The organism is Sphingobium sp. ZW T5_29, assembly GCF_044987515.1.
Lineage (GTDB): Bacteria > Pseudomonadota > Alphaproteobacteria > Sphingomonadales > Sphingomonadaceae > Sphingobium.
In genome coordinates this window covers 152,284-167,748 of record NZ_JBJDRM010000005.1, presented here as the reverse complement: position 1 = coordinate 167,748, position 15,465 = coordinate 152,284, and the positions used below count along the sequence as shown (strand labels likewise).

17 protein-coding genes are annotated in these 15,465 nt (G+C 61.0%); 9 read left to right on the top strand and 8 right to left on the bottom strand.

Going from position 1 to position 15,465, the window contains the following annotated elements; all coding sequences use genetic code 11:
- Positions 1–35: 35 nt before the first annotated feature.
- Genes ACI3KQ_RS06035 through ACI3KQ_RS06010 form a run of 6 tightly spaced genes read right to left on the bottom strand, consistent with a single transcriptional unit; the run spans position 36 to position 5,267 of the window.
- Complete coding sequence (locus tag ACI3KQ_RS06035; RefSeq protein ID WP_404955758.1) at positions 36–257, bottom strand: hypothetical protein; 222 nt, start codon at positions 255–257, stop codon at positions 36–38.
- 26 nt (positions 258–283) lie between these two features.
- On the bottom strand, positions 284–1,543 hold the full coding sequence (locus tag ACI3KQ_RS06030; RefSeq protein WP_404955756.1) for an N-succinylarginine dihydrolase: 1,260 nt from the start codon (positions 1,541–1,543) through the stop codon (positions 284–286).
- The gene (locus tag ACI3KQ_RS06025; RefSeq protein WP_404955755.1) at positions 1,540–2,559 is read right to left on the bottom strand and encodes an arginine N-succinyltransferase; all 1,020 of its coding nucleotides are present in this window, start codon (positions 2,557–2,559) and stop codon (positions 1,540–1,542) included. Before ACI3KQ_RS06025 ends, ACI3KQ_RS06030 begins: the two co-directional genes overlap by 4 nt.
- Positions 2,556–3,779 (bottom strand): hydrolase, encoded by a 1,224-nt coding sequence (locus ACI3KQ_RS06020; RefSeq protein WP_404955753.1) that lies wholly within the window; start codon positions 3,777–3,779, stop codon positions 2,556–2,558. The genes ACI3KQ_RS06025 and ACI3KQ_RS06020 overlap by 4 nt, the downstream gene beginning before the upstream one ends.
- A gap of 58 nt (positions 3,780–3,837) precedes the next feature.
- Positions 3,838–4,737 carry a YdiY family protein gene (locus ACI3KQ_RS06015; RefSeq protein WP_404955751.1) on the bottom strand — a complete coding sequence of 300 codons (900 nt, stop codon included), beginning with the start codon at positions 4,735–4,737 and terminating at the stop codon, positions 3,838–3,840.
- 44 nt (positions 4,738–4,781) lie between these two features.
- Positions 4,782–5,267 carry an RNA pyrophosphohydrolase gene (locus tag ACI3KQ_RS06010; RefSeq protein ID WP_404955749.1) on the bottom strand — a complete coding sequence of 162 codons (486 nt, stop codon included), beginning with the start codon at positions 5,265–5,267 and terminating at the stop codon, positions 4,782–4,784.
- A gap of 184 nt (positions 5,268–5,451) precedes the next feature.
- Here ACI3KQ_RS06010 and ACI3KQ_RS06005 point away from each other — a divergent pair, with 184 nt between their 5' ends.
- Positions 5,452–6,828: a cryptochrome/photolyase family protein gene (locus tag ACI3KQ_RS06005; RefSeq protein WP_404955747.1), complete on the top strand. Its 1,377-nt coding sequence runs from the start codon at positions 5,452–5,454 to the stop codon at positions 6,826–6,828.
- A 36-nt stretch (positions 6,829–6,864) separates the two neighbouring features.
- Positions 6,865–8,130 (top strand): class I SAM-dependent methyltransferase, encoded by a 1,266-nt coding sequence (locus ACI3KQ_RS06000; protein ID WP_404955745.1) that lies wholly within the window; start codon positions 6,865–6,867, stop codon positions 8,128–8,130.
- Between the two features lie 3 nt (positions 8,131–8,133).
- Here ACI3KQ_RS06000 and ACI3KQ_RS05995 read toward each other — a convergent pair whose 3' ends face one another.
- Both ACI3KQ_RS05995 and purF read right to left on the bottom strand, forming a co-directional pair.
- Positions 8,134–8,844 carry an SDR family NAD(P)-dependent oxidoreductase gene (locus ACI3KQ_RS05995; protein ID WP_404955743.1) on the bottom strand — a complete coding sequence of 237 codons (711 nt, stop codon included), beginning with the start codon at positions 8,842–8,844 and terminating at the stop codon, positions 8,134–8,136.
- Positions 8,845–8,942: 98 nt separating this feature from the next.
- Complete coding sequence (gene purF / locus ACI3KQ_RS05990) at positions 8,943–10,403, bottom strand: amidophosphoribosyltransferase (RefSeq protein ID WP_404955741.1); 1,461 nt, start codon at positions 10,401–10,403, stop codon at positions 8,943–8,945.
- Positions 10,404–10,602: 199 nt separating this feature from the next.
- Between purF and ccmC the strand changes: the two genes are divergently transcribed.
- The 7 genes from ccmC to ACI3KQ_RS05955 are packed head-to-tail and all read left to right on the top strand — an operon-like array spanning position 10,603 to position 15,451.
- Positions 10,603–11,325 carry a heme ABC transporter permease CcmC gene (ccmC, locus tag ACI3KQ_RS05985; RefSeq protein ID WP_404955740.1) on the top strand — a complete coding sequence of 241 codons (723 nt, stop codon included), beginning with the start codon at positions 10,603–10,605 and terminating at the stop codon, positions 11,323–11,325.
- Positions 11,326–11,329: 4 nt separating this feature from the next.
- On the top strand, positions 11,330–11,461 hold the full coding sequence (locus tag ACI3KQ_RS05980) for a hypothetical protein (protein WP_404955738.1): 132 nt from the start codon (positions 11,330–11,332) through the stop codon (positions 11,459–11,461).
- A complete protein-coding gene (ccmE, locus tag ACI3KQ_RS05975) occupies positions 11,458–11,904 on the top strand; it encodes a cytochrome c maturation protein CcmE (protein WP_404955737.1) in 447 nt (148 codons plus the stop codon). Before ACI3KQ_RS05980 ends, ccmE begins: the two co-directional genes overlap by 4 nt.
- Positions 11,905–11,950: 46 nt before the next feature.
- Positions 11,951–13,879 (top strand): heme lyase CcmF/NrfE family subunit, encoded by a 1,929-nt coding sequence (locus tag ACI3KQ_RS05970; protein ID WP_404955735.1) that lies wholly within the window; start codon positions 11,951–11,953, stop codon positions 13,877–13,879.
- A complete protein-coding gene (locus ACI3KQ_RS05965) occupies positions 13,876–14,403 on the top strand; it encodes a redoxin family protein (RefSeq protein ID WP_404955733.1) in 528 nt (175 codons plus the stop codon). Before ACI3KQ_RS05970 ends, ACI3KQ_RS05965 begins: the two co-directional genes overlap by 4 nt.
- Positions 14,400–14,813 (top strand): cytochrome c-type biogenesis protein CcmH, encoded by a 414-nt coding sequence (locus tag ACI3KQ_RS05960; RefSeq protein ID WP_404955731.1) that lies wholly within the window; start codon positions 14,400–14,402, stop codon positions 14,811–14,813. Before ACI3KQ_RS05965 ends, ACI3KQ_RS05960 begins: the two co-directional genes overlap by 4 nt.
- Positions 14,810–15,451 (top strand): tetratricopeptide repeat protein, encoded by a 642-nt coding sequence (locus ACI3KQ_RS05955; protein WP_404955729.1) that lies wholly within the window; start codon positions 14,810–14,812, stop codon positions 15,449–15,451. Before ACI3KQ_RS05960 ends, ACI3KQ_RS05955 begins: the two co-directional genes overlap by 4 nt.
- The last annotated feature ends 14 nt before the right edge of the window (positions 15,452–15,465 follow it).

Here is a 15,465-nt window from a genome sequence, read left to right as displayed (position 1 = left end):
GGGGTCAACGAGTCACTGTCGATCTTGTCGGGCGGTCAGGCGGAATAGCGGCGCTGAAGCTCAACCGCGTCCAATATCTTGCCGCCCGCCATGAAAACGGTTCCGGTGCAGGCCAGCGCGAGGAGATGACCGCCAGTGCCGGGATATTGCTGCAAATAGACAAGGCCGCGCTCGGTAGCGCCCAGCGCAAGCGCGTAGATGACGAGAAACGCCTCGAACTTGGTCTTGATCGTGAAAAGGCGTTTGATCCGGTCCATAACCGCCATGCTTGGTCAATATCTGACTAAGGCATTAGGTCGCCTGAAAGTTGCAGATGGTCAACAAGCGTTAACCACGATTGTTCTATCCGGGCGATCAGGCGGGTGTCGGCAAGGTCGCCCGGCGCGATTTCTTCGGGCCAATATTGGCTGATGATCGCGGCGATCTGATCCAGTTTCGCTTCGTTGACAAGGAAGCGGGGATCGACATTGGCGGGGTCGGCGACGACGCGCAGGCGAAGGCATGCAGGTCCGCCACCGTTCGCCATGGACTGATGCACATCAACGGGGATGATTTGGCGGATCGGCCCATTGCCCGCCACCAAGCCTTCCAGCCAGTTCCATACGGCAGGAACGTCCCGCGCTTCGGAAGGCAGGATCAGCGCCATGCCTCCTTCAGCTATGGTCACAAGTTGAGCGTTGAACAGATAGCTGCGGATGGCGTCGGCCAGGCTCACCGCGCTGGCTGGCACTTCGATAATCTGGACGGAAGGTAAGCGCTCCCGCAGATCCGTGTAGAAGCGATCCTTCCGTGCGAAGGCTAATTCGTGCGTGAAGAGCACGTGTTCGTTGGCGACGGCCACGACATCGTTGTGAAAGGCCCCTGCGGCGATCGCTTCTTCCGATTGCATGACGAACAATGTTTGTGCCGGGTCGAGCTGATGGAGCCGGGCGACTGCTTTGCTCGCTTCCAAATGCTGACGTGCTGGAAACTGCGCTGTTGCCGGGCCGTAGACGAATATTTCCACCCCCGGCAGGTCGTGGCTTTGGCACATCCGCATATGGTTGGCGGCCCCTTCGTCTCCGAAAGGCGGAGGGATGGGCGAATGGACGGTGAAGGCATTCTGGTCGGAAAAGGCTACGCGCAACTGCTTGAGCGTTTGCGGCCATTCATGGCTGCGATGCGGCATAGTGACCAGGTTTGCGACCGTCAGGTGAGTGCGCCCGTCAACCGTGTCGGCTGCTGGCGATACAGTCGCGGCGTTGGCTGCCCACATGGATGAAGCGGACATGGCCGCCGCGCGGATATGTGGATCGGCATTGGTGATGTCGGTGCCAAGGGCGGAAAGCCATCCCGCGTCGGGCCGCCATTGGGGTAGAAATATGCCCTGGGTCAGGCCCAGCCCGATGTTCGTCCGCATCTTTTCCACGCCCTGCAGCGCGGCGTCACGCGGCCGCGATATTTCGCCTGCATTTTTGGTCGAGGCGAGGTTGCCTATGCTAAGCCCCGCATAATTATGGCTGGGGCCGATCAGGCCGTCGAAGTTGATTTCCCTGACGGTCATGCCCGCGCCGCCATGGAGAATATATCGCCTGGCCCTATTCCCAAAATCTTTGCGCTGTTCTGGTCCAGCGAGATTGAACCATCATCCCCCTTGTTGATGAATCCGTAAGTGCAGCGATAGCTGGCCAGCCGCCCGGAGGTGACCAACATCTTTTCCCCGCCGGATTCGTGAATGGCGGACAGAGTCACGTCTTGCGCATTCACGATGGTCCTGAGCGAGTTGATCTCCCCCACCATGGTCGGGCCGCCGTCGAAAATGTCGATATAACCGGGATTGGCGAACCCTTCTGTTTCCAGCATGCGCATTGCCGCGCGGCCATTGGGGTGGGGCAAGCCGATGACCGCCCGCGCGCTATCGTTCAGCATGGCGGTATAAATGGGCGCTCGCGGCATCAGATCGGCGATGAACTGGTTGCCATGGATCGCGTTGAATTCGTCCGCTTCCTGAAAACTCATGCCAAAGAAGCGGCCTGCCAGCCCGTCCCAAAAGGGCGATCCACCTGCCTCGTCGATCACGCCTCGCAGTTCCGCGATGATGCGGTCGCCAAAGCGGGATCGGTGGTTACGGATATAGAGATAGCGGCTGCGCGCGAGCAGCAGGCCCAGCCCCTCAGCCCGTTCGCGCGGGTGCAGGAACAGGCCGCCGACTTCAGTCGCGCCTTCCAGGTCAGTGACCAGTGACAGGGTTTCGGCACGGAAAGTGCGTGACAATTCCCGGCTGTGCTGGGTCAGGGCGCCCAGCCGATAGGAATAGAAGGGCCAGTTGCGCCCGACCACAGCGAATATCTGACAAGTCCCGCGAATCTGCCCCGTCGCGCCATTTTCCAGCACCATGACGATCAATTCATCTTCGACACCGTCGCCTTCCCGCGCCAATGCCCGTTCGGTGCGTTCGAGCTTGGCGGCGAGCGCGCCACGGTCGGCTGGGAGATTGGTGAACCCTCCGCCCGTCAGCTTCGCCATCTCGTAAAGCGTCTGCAAATCGTCGGCACGCGCGGTTCGCATGAAAAAGCTCAAACCATCCCTCCTGCAGAAAAACGGCCCTGTGCGATGCGCTGCAAGGTGAGGGCGGATAGCTGAGCCCGCTCACTCAGGCTGGAGACGATCAGATATTCCGCGTCGCTGTGAATGTTTCCGCCGCGCACGCCCATCGTGTCCACGACCGGCACCCCGCAGGCGGCGATGTTATTGCCGTCGCACACGCCACCCGTGTCGCGCCAGCTGAGCGGAAGGCCCAGTTCCGCGCCGCATTCCCGCACAAGGGAAAATAAAGCGGACGCGCGCGCATCCATCGGTTTGGGCGGGCGTCCAAAACCGCCGTGAATGTGGATCGCTACGTCATGTTCCCGTGCCACCTGTTGGGCCAGTTGTTCCAGACTGTCCCTCGCATTTCGCTCATCCTGTGGTGATCGGGGGCGGAAGTTTGCCCGCAATATAGCATGGTCGGGAACGACATTATTGGGCGCGCCGCCATCGATCCTGGCCGGGTTGCAGGTAAAGCCCGTGCCACTGGCCCCTTTAAGCCGCAGCGCCAGATCCGCCGCCGCCAGCAAAGCGTTGCGTCCATCTTCGGGATTGCGACCGGCATGGGCGCTGCGCCCCGTCACGATGAAAGAGAAATTGCCGCTCCCCGCCCGCGCACCGGCCAGGGTCCCGTCGGGAAGGCATGGCTCATAGGTCAGGGCGGCCAGCTTTCCCTCAGCAGCCCGGCGCAACAACCCGGCAGAGGAGGGGCTGCCCACTTCCTCATCGCTGTTGATCACAATGTCATAGCCGATCTTTTGCGCATCGGCAGATGTCTCGAAAGCCTGCAACGCCGCCAGCATCACTGCCAGCCCACCCTTCATGTCCGCTACTCCCGGACCGTTCAGCAGATCTCTATCGATCCAGCGACAGGACTGAAACGCATGGTCGGACGGAAATACCGTATCCATATGGCCGGTCAACAGCAGCCGGACCGGCGCGTCTGGCCTCACCATCAGGTGGAGGTGACTGCCATGCTCAATCGTTTCCGCGCGACCATCGGGGGCGATGATCTCCACCGGCTCAGGGGTTATCAGTTCAATTTCGCCGGGAAGGACGGCGAAGCTATCCGCCAGCAGGCCTGCCATCGATGCCAGGCCATACAGGTTGCGCGATCCGCTGTTCACGCCCGCCCATCGCTGCACCAGCGCGAGCATGGGGAAAGCGGCGGCGCGTTCCAGAAGCTTTTGATCGGACGGCAAAAGGTCCTTCATGGTGAGAACCTATCAGACCATGGGCTGCGCCTCCAGTCTTGGGCAGCAGTCGATCCGGTCAGAAATCATAAGTCAGTGTCAGGCGGCTCAACGTATCGAAATCGCGCGCGGACAGCAGTGTTTCGGATTCATATTGGACGGTATAGGACAAGGCTGCGGACCACCGCGTGGTGACCTTTGTCTCTATCGATGTGAGAGAGTTCAGCGTGTAGACGTCCCTTTCGGCATAGCCCGAAGCCAACTGTTTCAGGGTCAGACCGGGCGCCAGTCGCCACACGACGTCCATCGATGCACGAGCGCCGAATTTGGTTTCCCGCTCGCCACTGACATATTTAGCGTGGCGCACCGATGGCCCGATATCCACCGCCAAGTCCAGCGGGTTGCTCACGATCAGCTTGTAACCCACGCCGACGGACGCTGTGTAGCGTTCGTCATAGCCGATTGATGTATCGCGTTCGAACTGCGCCAGACCATAGGAAAATCCGCGCGGGTTGAATTCGAACCGGGGTTCGTAGCTGGCGGTATAGCGTTCGCGTGACGTGACGCCGTTGGCCCGGCGATAATCCGCACTCGCGCTCAGCTTGTGCGACCATTGCAGACCGGTGCGCTTGAGCGATAAATTGGCGCTCAAGCCGATCTCACTGGTCGATCCGGTGGATCGGAAACCTCCGGCCTCCAGCCGTCCCGTCCAAAGCTCTGAAAAACGCGCTTCCCGTACGATCGCGTCGTGCGTCGTCTTGGTCCGTTCCTTCCAACTGTTGACCATGCGTTGAATTTCGTCGGCGGAAGCGGGATTTGTCTGTTTGGCGACCTTGGCGACAGTTGCGATTTCGCTTTCATTGCCGTTGGCGATGGCGGCTTCCAGCATTTCGCGCACCGAAGATGGCAGCAACGCAGGGGCATTTGCCCATGCCGGGACCGGAATGAGCAGGAGAGGCAGAATCAGACAACGGTGCATGACAAAATGAGCGCAGCCGGGAAGGCGCGCCAAATCAACCTTTCTCAGATCAACGTCCTGAATTCCTGCAGGATGTCGCGATATAGCTTGCGTTTGAACGGCACGATGATGTCGGGCAGCATTTCAGGATCGACCCACCTCCAATCCCGAAATTCGGGGTGTTTGGTCTGGATGTCGATATGGTCGTCGCTGCCCAGGAACCGGGCCAGGAACCAGACCTGTCGCTGGCCGCGAAATGCGCCGCCCCATAGCTTGCCGATCAATTCCGGCGGCAAGTCGTAGAAATGTTCATCCCGCGCCTTGGCGATAATTTCGACGTGAACGCCGTCGATGCCGGTTTCTTCTCCCAACTCACGCAGGGCGGCCGCCTTTGCATCTTCGCCGTCATCGATGCCACCCTGCGGCATCTGCCAGGCCTCGACCTTGTTATCGAGCCGTTGGCCGACGAAAACCTTGCCCTCCATATTGACCAGCATCACTCCGACGCATGGCCTATATCCCAGTTCTGAATCGTTCGGCATCGACGCCATGACGTCCCCTGATCGTTGCTTCCGGCGAAGGTCGCCCCGTCGCCATATCGTTGAATGCCGACGATAGGCGGGGAACCGCCATTCTTCCAATAGCCAAAATCTGCGTCGGCCATGTGCGGAAGGGTTTTCGCGCCGAATTGGGGAGAGGGCTGGACTTACGCGGGACAGGTGGCATCTGTGGGGGATGTCCGATCCCGTCATACTCTGGTTCCGTCAGGACCTGCGCCTGGCCGACCAGGCCGCCCTCACCGCCGCGATGGCGGAGGGGCCGGTTATCCCGGTCTATATTTTGGATGATGCAGCGCCGAAGGCATGGAAGATGGGCGGCGCGCAACGCTGGTGGTTGCATCACAGTTTGGCGAGCCTTGCGCGTGACCTGAAAGAACGCGGATCGCGGCTGATCCTGCGTCAGGGCGGAAGTGCGGACGAGTTGGAACGGCTGGCGCGGGAAACCGGGGCCCGCCGGGTTCATGCCCTGTCGCATCTGGAACCATGGTGGCGAAATGCCGAAAGGGCCGTCGCTCGCAAGCTCGATCTGGTGCTTCATGATGGGGGTTTGCTCCTGCCGCCGGATCGCCTGAAGACCGGGGGTGGCACGCCCTATCGCATCTATACCCCTTTTTCCCGCGCCTTGATGGAGCATATGCCCCCTGCCAGCCCGACACCGTCACCTTCACGGATCGACGGTCCAGCAAAATGGCCGGTCAGCGAAACACTTTCCCAATGGAAGCTGCTGCCCATCCATCCTGACTGGGCGTCAGGATTCGGCACTGAATGGACGCCCGGTGAAGCGGGGGCGGTCGATCGGCTGAATGACTTTGTGGATGAGGTCGGCGACTATGACAGGGCACGAAACCTGCCGTCCTGCGAGGGCACATCACGGCTGTCGCCCCATCTTCACTTTGGCGAAGTGTCGCCTGCCCGCACATGGCATCAGATCAGCGGCGCGAGCGGCGATGCGACGACATTCCTCAAGGAGCTGATCTGGCGGGATTATGCCCATGTGCAGATATGGGAGATGCCGGAATATGGGTCGAAAAATGCGCGGGTCCACTTCGATCGCATGCCTTGGCGTGACTTGCGTGAGGCGGGAGCGGACCTCACCGCCTGGAAACAGGGACTGACGGGATATCCCATCGTCGATGCGGGCATGCGCCAGTTGTGGGCAACCGGATGGATGCACAATCGCGTGCGGATGATCGCTGCCAGCTTCCTGATCAAGCATCTGCTGATCGACTGGCGTCATGGCGCTCGTTGGTTCTGGGATACGCTGGTGGATGCAGATTATGCCAACAACAGCGTGAACTGGCAGTGGGTTGCGGGCAGCGGCGTGGACGCGAATATCTTTTCCCGGATCATGGCGCCGCTCGTTCAGTCTCCAAAATTCGATGCGGCTGACTATATCAGGCAATGGGTGCCCGAACTGGCGCAATTGGATGACAAGGCCATTCATGATCCCGATTTCCACAATGTCCGCCCTTCGGACTATCCCCCGAAGCGCGTGGGGCACCAGGAAGCGCGCGAGCGAGCCTTGGCGGCCTATCGGAGCGTCAAGGGGTGATTGCGCGGCGGGCAGCCAGCGGGCAGAGGTGACAGGATGAACGCTATCGATCCCCGACGCGGCAGGCGCGCTTTGTCCCTCCGTCAACTTTCCGGGCAAAGGCGCGGGCGTTGGGCTGCGCGCATGGCAGGGTCGCTATTGCATCGGTTGCTGGACCGGGTTGATGCAGGGCTTGAGGCGGGCAGGATCGAAGCCGTGCTGCCTGACGGCACGGTGCGGATATTGGGGGGGCGTGGCCCTGGCCCGGCATGCGAAGTGCATCTTGTCCGTTGGCGAGCTTTACTGCGACTGGCCCTGGGCGGATCGGTGGGATGGTATCAGGCCTGGGCGGCGGGAGAGTGGACCAGTCCCGACCCCGTTCCATTGTTTGAGTTGTTCATGGTCAACGCCGTCGCGCTGGGCAATGTCGCGCGGCCACGGGGGCCGGGCCGCTGGATCGGCATGGCCGTGCATTGGGCAAGGCGCAACAGCCATAGCGGATCGCGCAAGAACATCGCCTATCATTATGATCTGGGCAATGATTTCTACCGCCTTTGGTTGGACAGAAACATGCACTATTCCAGCGCCTTGTTCATCGACCCTGACAGCCGTATCGAAAGTCTGGAGCGTGCCCAGCAGCGCAAGGTGGACGCTATTCTGGACCGATTAAACTTGCGCGACGGCGCCCGGTTACTGGAAATCGGCTGTGGCTGGGGCGGTTTGGCCGAACAGGCGATGGATCGCTACGCGATCCAGTATGACGGCGTGACATTGTCGGTGGAACAGGCGGAATATGCGCGTGATCGGTTGGGGCCGGGGGCGAATATTCTTCTGACCGATTATCGCGATGCGTCCGGCCAATATGACGCCATTGCCAGCGTGGAAATGGTAGAGGCTGTAGGCCAACGCTACTGGCCCACCTATCTGGCAGCGATCGATCGGTTGCTGAAGCCGGGCGGCAGGGCTGCGATCCAATATATTCTGATCGATGACGCGATTTTCGACCGCTATGCGCGCGGCGCCGACTTCATCCAGACCTACATCTTTCCCGGCGGCATGCTGATTTCGGAAAGCCGATTCCGCGCGCTAGCAGAGCAGAAGGGGCTTGAATGGCATGACGTTAATTATTTCGGGCTGCACTATGCCGAAACATTGAAACGCTGGCGGGACCGTTTCGACCGGGCGATCGATCAAGGGCTTTTGCCGGTCAGTTTCGACCAGCATTTTGTCGCCCTGTGGCGCTATTATCTCATGTATTGCGAAGGCGGCTTTCGTAGCGGCACCATCAATGTGGCGCAGGTGACGCTGGTCAAGCCCGGCTAACGATCAATCTAAGCGGCAGCGATAGCCGTTGGGATGATCGGCCAGTACCAAGTCGACAATCGCCTGTCCGACCACTTCGGGTCCCTTCAGCTTTGCCGGATCTTCGCCAGGATAGGCGCGCGCGCGCATTACGGTGCGCGTCGCGCCCGGATTGACGATGTGGGTGCGGATCGCGGAGATATTCTTCACCTCCTCGCCATAGGCGCTGACCAGCGTTTCAAGCGCCGCCTTAGACGCGCCATAAGCCCCCCAATAAGCGCGCGGCGCGGTGGCGACGGTGGATGTGAGCGCGACTACCCGCGCGTCGCTGCTAGCCCGCAGCATGGGGTCAAATGCCGCTATCAAAGCCTGAGGCGCTGCAATGTTGAGCGTCAGTTGCTTGGCAAATTCCTTGGTGTCGATCGCCGGGACGGCCGCCAGGCTCCCCAGCGTGGCGGCGTTCAGCACCAATATGTCAAGCGCCTGCCAGCGGCCTGAAATCGCCTGAGCCAGGCGACCGATGCTTTCGCCGTCGATCAGATCGAGTGGGGCGATGGTCGCACTGCCGCCAGCGGCGTGGATGGCCTCCTCCACTTCCTCAAGACCCCCAGCGGTGCGGGCGGTCAAGATGACATGTGCGCCCGCCGCGCCAAGCGCTTGCGCCGTCGCTGCGCCAATGCCCCGGCTGGCGCCAGTGACGAGGGCGAGCTTACCGGAAAGAGGAAGGGTGGACATGAGACATCCCTTTTACCCCTCGGCTGCCGTGGGGCCTGATCGTGAAGGTGGGAGGAAATGGCGGCCATCGTATCAGGCCGCCGTCGAGTTATCGCCGGTCAGACGACCCGTTCGGCGAGGAGTTCAAACTGGCTCTTTACCGCGACCTCGTCCTGATCGGTGAGTGTGGTTGGATAATCGCCGGTAAAGCAGGCGTCGCAATATTGCGGTCGGATGTCCGCGCGCTTGGCTTCGCCCAGAGCCTTGTACAGGCCATCGATCGAAACGAAGGACAGGCTGTCGGCGTGTATGAAATCCTGCATGCCGCCAATGTCTAGCCGATGGGCGAGCAACTTCGTGCGTTCGGGGGTATCGACCCCGTAAAAGCAGCTGTGCTTGGTCGGGGGGCTGGCGATGCGCATATGTACTTCGCTTGCGCCCGCTTCGCGCATCATCTGCACGATTTTCAGGCTGGTAGTTCCGCGCACGATCGAATCGTCGATCAATACGACACGCTTGCCCGCGATCAGCGCGCGGTTGGCGTTGTGCTTCAACTTCACGCCCAGGTGACGGACCTTGTCACCCGGCTGGATGAAGGTGCGGCCAATATAGTGCGACCGGATGATACCCAGCTCGAATGGGATGCCCGATTGTTGCGCATAGCCGATGGCCGCGGGGACGCCGCTATCGGGGACGGGAATGACCAGATCGGCATTGACCGGGTTTTCGATCGCGAGCTGTGCGCCGATGGCCTTGCGAACCGAATAGACGCTGGAACCGTCCACGATCGAATCGGGACGGCTGAAATAGACATGTTCGAAAATGCAGGGGCGGGCATGGTTTTCGCCGAAGGGACGATGGCTGCGCACTTCCCCGTCATGGGTGACGATGACCAGTTCGCCGGGGTCGATTGAACGGATATAGTCCGCACCGACCACATCGAACGCCACGGTTTCCGACGCAAAGATGGTCGTATCACCCAATTTGCCCATGACCAGCGGCCGTATGCCCAGCGGATCACGGCAGGCGATCATGCCTTCCGGGGTCATAACTATGAGCGAATAGGCGCCTTCGATCTGTTTCAGGGCGTCGATGAATTTGTCCAGCAACGTCCTGTAGGTGGACGTCGCAACCAGATGGATGATGACTTCGGTATCGGAGGTCGACTGGAATATCGAGCCGCGGCGGATGAGTTCGCGGCGCAGTTTCATCGCATTGGAAATATTGCCGTTATGAGCGATTGCGAAACCGCCGGAATTGAGTTCGGCATATAGCGGCTGCACGTTGCGAAGCGAGGTTTCGCCAGTGGTCGAATATCGCACATGGCCACAGGCCGCGCCGCCCGGGAGGCTGCGAATCACATCATCGCGGTCGAAATTGCCCGCGACATGTCCCATTGCGCGATGGGTGTGGAAATCATGTCCATCCCAGCTGGTGATTCCAGCTGCTTCCTGCCCGCGATGCTGTAGGGCGTGCAGCCCGAGGGCGGTGATGGCCGAAGCAGTTTCGGCCTGAAAGACACCAAAAATGCCGCATTCTTCACGCAGCTTGTCATCATCGAACGGGTTTGTTGTAAACATGGGTGCGAGCGGGTCCATTGCCGATCCTGACCGCAGCAACAGCGGTGTGTGGCGCGCATATAGTGACTCGATACGGATTTGTCGCCTGCCTGTCACAAAAAAGCGCCGGATGGCCGTCCAATGAATATATTTTCCACGATATGCGACGTTTGAAAGCGCCACTGGCATTGATGCCGGGGGGGCGCTAAAGAGCCTTCAAATGCATCGCTTTGCCAATCCCGCCCGGTTCCTGAACATCGCACGGCCCCTTACCGGCTGGCTTTTCTGGCTTGGCTTGATCCTGCTTTTGACCGGCGCGTTCTGTGGATTGTTTGTGACGCCGCCCGACTATCTTCAGGGCGAAACGGTGCGAATTCTCTACATCCATGTGCCCGCGGCGTGGCTGGGCATGGCCGGATGGGGAGGGATCGCCGTGGCGGCCCTCATGCAACTGGTATGGCGCCATCCCTTGGCAGCGGTCGCAGGTCAGGCCATCGCGGCACCGGGGGCGTTGTTTACGGCCATCTGCCTGGCGACCGGATCGATATGGGGACGGCCAACCTGGGGCACGTGGTGGGAATGGGATGGCCGCATGACCTCCATGCTCGTGCTGCTTTTCCTATATCTGGGTTACATCGCGCTTGCCAGCGCCAGCGCGCGACAGGCGCAGGGCGGCGTCAGCCCCACGACAGCTATTTTCGGGTTGGTGGGCGCGATCAACATCCCAATCATCAATCGGTCGGTGGTCTGGTGGAACAGCCTGCACCAGGGACCAAGTATCACCATGCGCGGGTCCAGCATCGACATGGCGCTGCTATGGCCGCTTGGCCTGACGCTGGTTGGGTTTACCCTGCTCTTTGGTGCCATTGTGCTGATGCGGATGCGTACCATCCTGGCGGAGGCCAAGGTCGAAGCCCGCATGCAACGGATGGCGCGGGGATAGCATCATGAATCAGTGGGCCTTCGTCATCGGCGCATATGCGCTGACATTTTCAGCCACATTGCTGCTGTGCCTGCGATGCTGGCGCACGATGCGCAGCGCCGAGGCGGCTGTGCAGAAATTGTCGGAGCGGTCATGAAGGCGAAGCATCAACGGTTGACTCTGGCGCTGGCCGCGCTCGTCGCATTGGTCGGCGCGGCGCTGTTGGCAGCGTCCGCCCTTCGTGACGAAGCGGCCTATTTCTACGCACCCGCAGATGTGCGGACTAAAGGTGTCGAACCTGGAAAGGCGGTCCGGCTGGGCGGCATGGTCGTGAAAGGCAGCCTCAAGCACGCTGCCGACGGCGTCACCATCCAGTTCGAAGTCACGGACGGAAAGGCGACGGTGCCCGCGTCCTTCAAGGGAATATCCCCGGATCTGTTTCGCGAAGGTTCTGGCGTCGTGGCGGAGGGGGCGTTCGATTCGGCGGGTACTTTCGTCGCAACGAACCTGCTCGCCAAGCATGACGAACGCTACATGCCTCGCGAACTGGAAGGCATGAACTATAATGAAACGACCCGTCAGATGAAGGCAGAGCAGTGAAGCTGCGTGCAGCTATTGCAGCTCGGCACGTCCGGGACCAGCGCGCATGATCGCTGAGGCGGGGCTGATCGCGCTTTGGCTGGCATTTGCGCTGGCATTGCTTCAACTGGCGCTGGTGGGTTTCGGCCTGGCGGGCGGCAAGCAGGAGCTTCTGGGTTCCGTCCGGCCGATTGCCGTGGCGCAAGGGGGGCTTATCACCTTCGCCTTTGCCCTGTTAATCGCGCTGTTCCTGCGGTCGGACATGTCGGTGTTGCTGGTTGTGAACAACAGCCATTCGATGAAGCCATGGCTCTACAAATTTGCTGGGACTTGGGGCAATCATGAAGGGTCCATGCTGCTGTGGGTGACCGTGATGGGCGTCGCGGGGGCAGCGATCGCGTTGTTCGAGCGGGCATTGCGCCAGGACACGCATATGGCGACGCTGGGCGGGCAGGCGGCGATCAGCCTTGGGTTTTACGCGTTCCTGCTGTTTGCCTCCAACCCCTTTGCCCGGGTCGATCCAGCGCCTGCTGACGGCCAGGGGCTGAACCCGCTGCTGCAGGACCCCGGTCTCGCCTTTCATCCCCCGACGCTTTACCTGGGCTATGTCGGGCTGTCGGTTGCATTTTCCTTCGCTATTGGCGCGTTGCTGACCCGACGGGTTGATGCGGCGTTCGCTCGTGCCATGCGGCCATGGGTATTGGGCGCATGGATACTCCTGACGCTGGGCATCACCGCTGGCAGCTATTGGGCCTATTATGAGCTTGGCTGGGGCGGATGGTGGTTCTGGGACCCGGTAGAGAACGCGTCGCTCATGCCATGGCTGGCCGCGACGGCTCTGCTGCACAGCGTTACGGTGCTGGCGACGCGCGACGCGTTGAGGGCGTGGACTGTGATGCTGGCGGTCATCGCCTTTTCCATGTCGATGGTTGGCACTTTTCTCGTCCGGTCGGGCATATTGACGAGTGTCCATGCGTTCGCCGTCGATCCTGAGCGTGGGACATTCATCCTCGTGCTGCTGGGTTTCTACATCGGCGGCGCGTTGGCCCTGTTCGGCTGGCGTGTGGGCGCCGTGCGGGAAGGTGCGCCGTTTGAACTGGTCAGTCGCGAAACCATGCTTGTGGTCAATAATCTGTTGCTGACGGTGATATTGGGCCTGGTCCTGATCGGCACCCTATATCCTCTGATGACCGAAGCATTTGGTCACAAGGTGTCAGTGGGCGCACCCTATTTCGACCGGATCGCCGGACCAATCGCACTTGTCCTGATGTTGGGCATGGCGGTCGGGCCGTTGACGCGATGGCGTCGGGATCAACTGGGCGCGGTTGCCCGCCGCCTGATCGTCCCGGCGGGGATTGCCATCATGGCGGTCGCGCTGTTGGCGTGGATGGCATGGGGGCGGATTGGCGTCCTGCCGTTCTTTGGACTGGTGGTCGCTCTGGCTGTCGGAGCGGGCAGCTTGGCGCCCCTATGGAAGCGTAATCTTCGTCGGACCCCGCTTTTCACCTATGGGATGGTGATGGCGCATCTCGGCTGTGCAGTCAGTCTGGCAGGCATGGCTAGCGATTCTGCCTTTACCGTCGAAAAGCTCGCTGCGGTAAAGGCCGGTGATCGCGTGCAGGCGGGCGACTGGACGCTCCGGCTCAACCGGATGTCGCCCATAGCAGGGGACAATTGGACGGCGTTGCAAGCTGATGTCAAGGCCGTGCGCGGCGGCGGCGCGCCTGTCATGCTGCATCCCCAATCTCGCTTTTTCGCCTCCGCGTCGACCACCACCACGGAAGCGGCGTTATTGACGCGTTGGAACGGCCAACTTTACGTAGTGTTGGGCCAAGAGGCGGATGATGGCCGCTGGCAGTTGCGCATCTGGTGGAAACCGTTCGTCACCCTGATCTGGCTGGGCGGCATGATGATAGCCTTGGGTGGCGCGTTGGCGCTGATCGGCCGGGAACGGCGCGGATGGCTGCTCAAATGGCGGGAAAGGGCGGCGGCGTGAGGAAGCTTTTGATCTGGCTGCCCCTTGGCCTGTTCCTGGCATTTCTCGCGCTATTTGCCAGCGGTCTTCTGAAACCGGACGATAGGGTGATCACGTCCAAGCTGGTCGGCAAGGCTCTGCCCGCATTTTCACTCCCGGCGGCGGCGAGTGACAGGCCGGGCCTTGCCAGCAGCCAGTTGGCGACGGGCCAGCCCAGACTGCTGAACATTTTCGCCAGCTGGTGCCTGCCATGCGCCGCCGAAGCGCCGCAGCTTATGGCGCTCGCCCAGCAGGGGGTAGACATAGACGCGATTGCCATTCGTGACGCGCGTCCCGATGTCGACCGCTTCCTCGCCCGTTATGGCAATCCCTATTCCCGTATCGGCCTGGACGCGCGCAGCGGTGTGCAGATCGCAATGGGATCGTCCGGCGTGCCCGAAAGCTTTGTTATCGATGGCAAGGGGCGTATCGTTTATCAGCATGTCGGCGACATACGCGCGGACGATGTCCCCATGATCCTCGAACGGCTGAGGGATGCGCGATGAGGATGCTGGCTGTCCTGATCGCGATACTGTTCAGTGTGCCGGTGCCGGTAATGGCGCAGTCGGCACTTCCGCCAGCGCCCTATGCCAATCGGCAGATCGGCGATCCGGCGCAGGAACGCAAGGCAAAGGCGCTTATGGAAACGATCCGGTGCCTTACCTGTCAGAGCCAGTCGATTGCCGACAGCGACGCCAGTATGGCTGGGGACATGCGGTCCCAGATACGCGAGCGGATCATGGCGGGTGAAGAACCAGAACATATCCGTGCTTGGCTGATCGAACGTTATGGCGATTGGGTAAGCTATGAACCAACGACCAATCCCATTCTTTGGCCACTATGGGCCGCGCCGATCCTTCTGATTGGGCTGGGCTTGTTGTTGCTGCGCGGGCGTATCAGGAGGAAACGGCAGTGACGGGATGGATCATCGCCTTTGCGCTGGCCCTGTCTTTGATGCTCATGCTCTTGGCGGTGGGACGTATGCCACGAGCTACGTGGGAAATTACCGCCGCTGTGTTGTTGCTGGGGCTAGCCGGTTATGCCTGGCAGGGAAATCCCGGTCTTGTCGGTGCCCCGCGTCATGGCGCCACTCCGGGGCCCGAAAAATTCAACGAGGAACTGGCTGAGCGGCGGCGCGGTCTGGCGGAGCGCTATGGCCCCGCTGGTCAGTGGCTGCTCTTGTCCGACGGCCTGGGCAGGCAGGGAAAAACGAAGGAGGCGGCTAATGTGCTGCTTTCGGGCCTCAGGCAGTCGCCGGATGACGCCAATCTTTGGCTAGGCCTTGGCAACGCGCTGGTGGCCCATGCCGACGGCGTGGTGTCGCCCGGTGCGGATTTTGCTTACCGCCGCGCGATGGCGATCGATCCGCAGGCACCGGGACCGCGCTATTTCTATGGCCTCGCACTTGCGGGCATGGGGGAGTTGCAGGCGGCCAAGGACATCTGGATCCCATTGGTGCAGAGCGCGCCCGATGGGTCGGGGATCAAGGCGGAACTGCAATTCGCCATCGCCCGCATCGATATCCTGCTCGCGGCCAGGCCTGCGGGCCAGTAATGGGACATATGTGC

Bases quoted from the DNA above. Each gene is read 5' to 3' on its own strand.
- ACI3KQ_RS06000 (WP_404955745.1), top strand. From the start codon at position 6,865: ATGAACGCTATCGATCCCCGACGCGGCAGGCGCGCTTTGTCCCTCCGT.
- ACI3KQ_RS06005 (WP_404955747.1), top strand. From the start codon at position 5,452: ATGTCCGATCCCGTCATACTCTGGTTCCGTCAGGACCTGCGCCTGGCC.
- ACI3KQ_RS05960 (WP_404955731.1), top strand. From the start codon at position 14,400: ATGAGGATGCTGGCTGTCCTGATCGCGATACTGTTCAGTGTGCCGGTG.
- ACI3KQ_RS06015 (WP_404955751.1), bottom strand. From the start codon at position 4,737: ATGCACCGTTGTCTGATTCTGCCTCTCCTGCTCATTCCGGTCCCGGCA.
- ccmC (WP_404955740.1), top strand. From the start codon at position 10,603: ATGCATCGCTTTGCCAATCCCGCCCGGTTCCTGAACATCGCACGGCCC.
- ACI3KQ_RS06035 (WP_404955758.1), bottom strand. From the start codon at position 257: ATGGACCGGATCAAACGCCTTTTCACGATCAAGACCAAGTTCGAGGCG.
- ACI3KQ_RS05970 (WP_404955735.1), top strand. From the start codon at position 11,951: ATGATCGCTGAGGCGGGGCTGATCGCGCTTTGGCTGGCATTTGCGCTG.
- purF (WP_404955741.1), bottom strand. From the start codon at position 10,403: ATGTTTACAACAAACCCGTTCGATGATGACAAGCTGCGTGAAGAATGC.
- ccmE (WP_404955737.1), top strand. From the start codon at position 11,458: ATGAAGGCGAAGCATCAACGGTTGACTCTGGCGCTGGCCGCGCTCGTC.
- ACI3KQ_RS06020 (WP_404955753.1), bottom strand. From the start codon at position 3,779: ATGAAGGACCTTTTGCCGTCCGATCAAAAGCTTCTGGAACGCGCCGCC.
- ACI3KQ_RS06010 (WP_404955749.1), bottom strand. From the start codon at position 5,267: ATGGCGTCGATGCCGAACGATTCAGAACTGGGATATAGGCCATGCGTC.
- ACI3KQ_RS05995 (WP_404955743.1), bottom strand. From the start codon at position 8,844: ATGTCCACCCTTCCTCTTTCCGGTAAGCTCGCCCTCGTCACTGGCGCC.
- ACI3KQ_RS06030 (WP_404955756.1), bottom strand. From the start codon at position 1,543: ATGACCGTCAGGGAAATCAACTTCGACGGCCTGATCGGCCCCAGCCAT.
- ACI3KQ_RS05980 (WP_404955738.1), top strand. From the start codon at position 11,330: ATGAATCAGTGGGCCTTCGTCATCGGCGCATATGCGCTGACATTTTCA.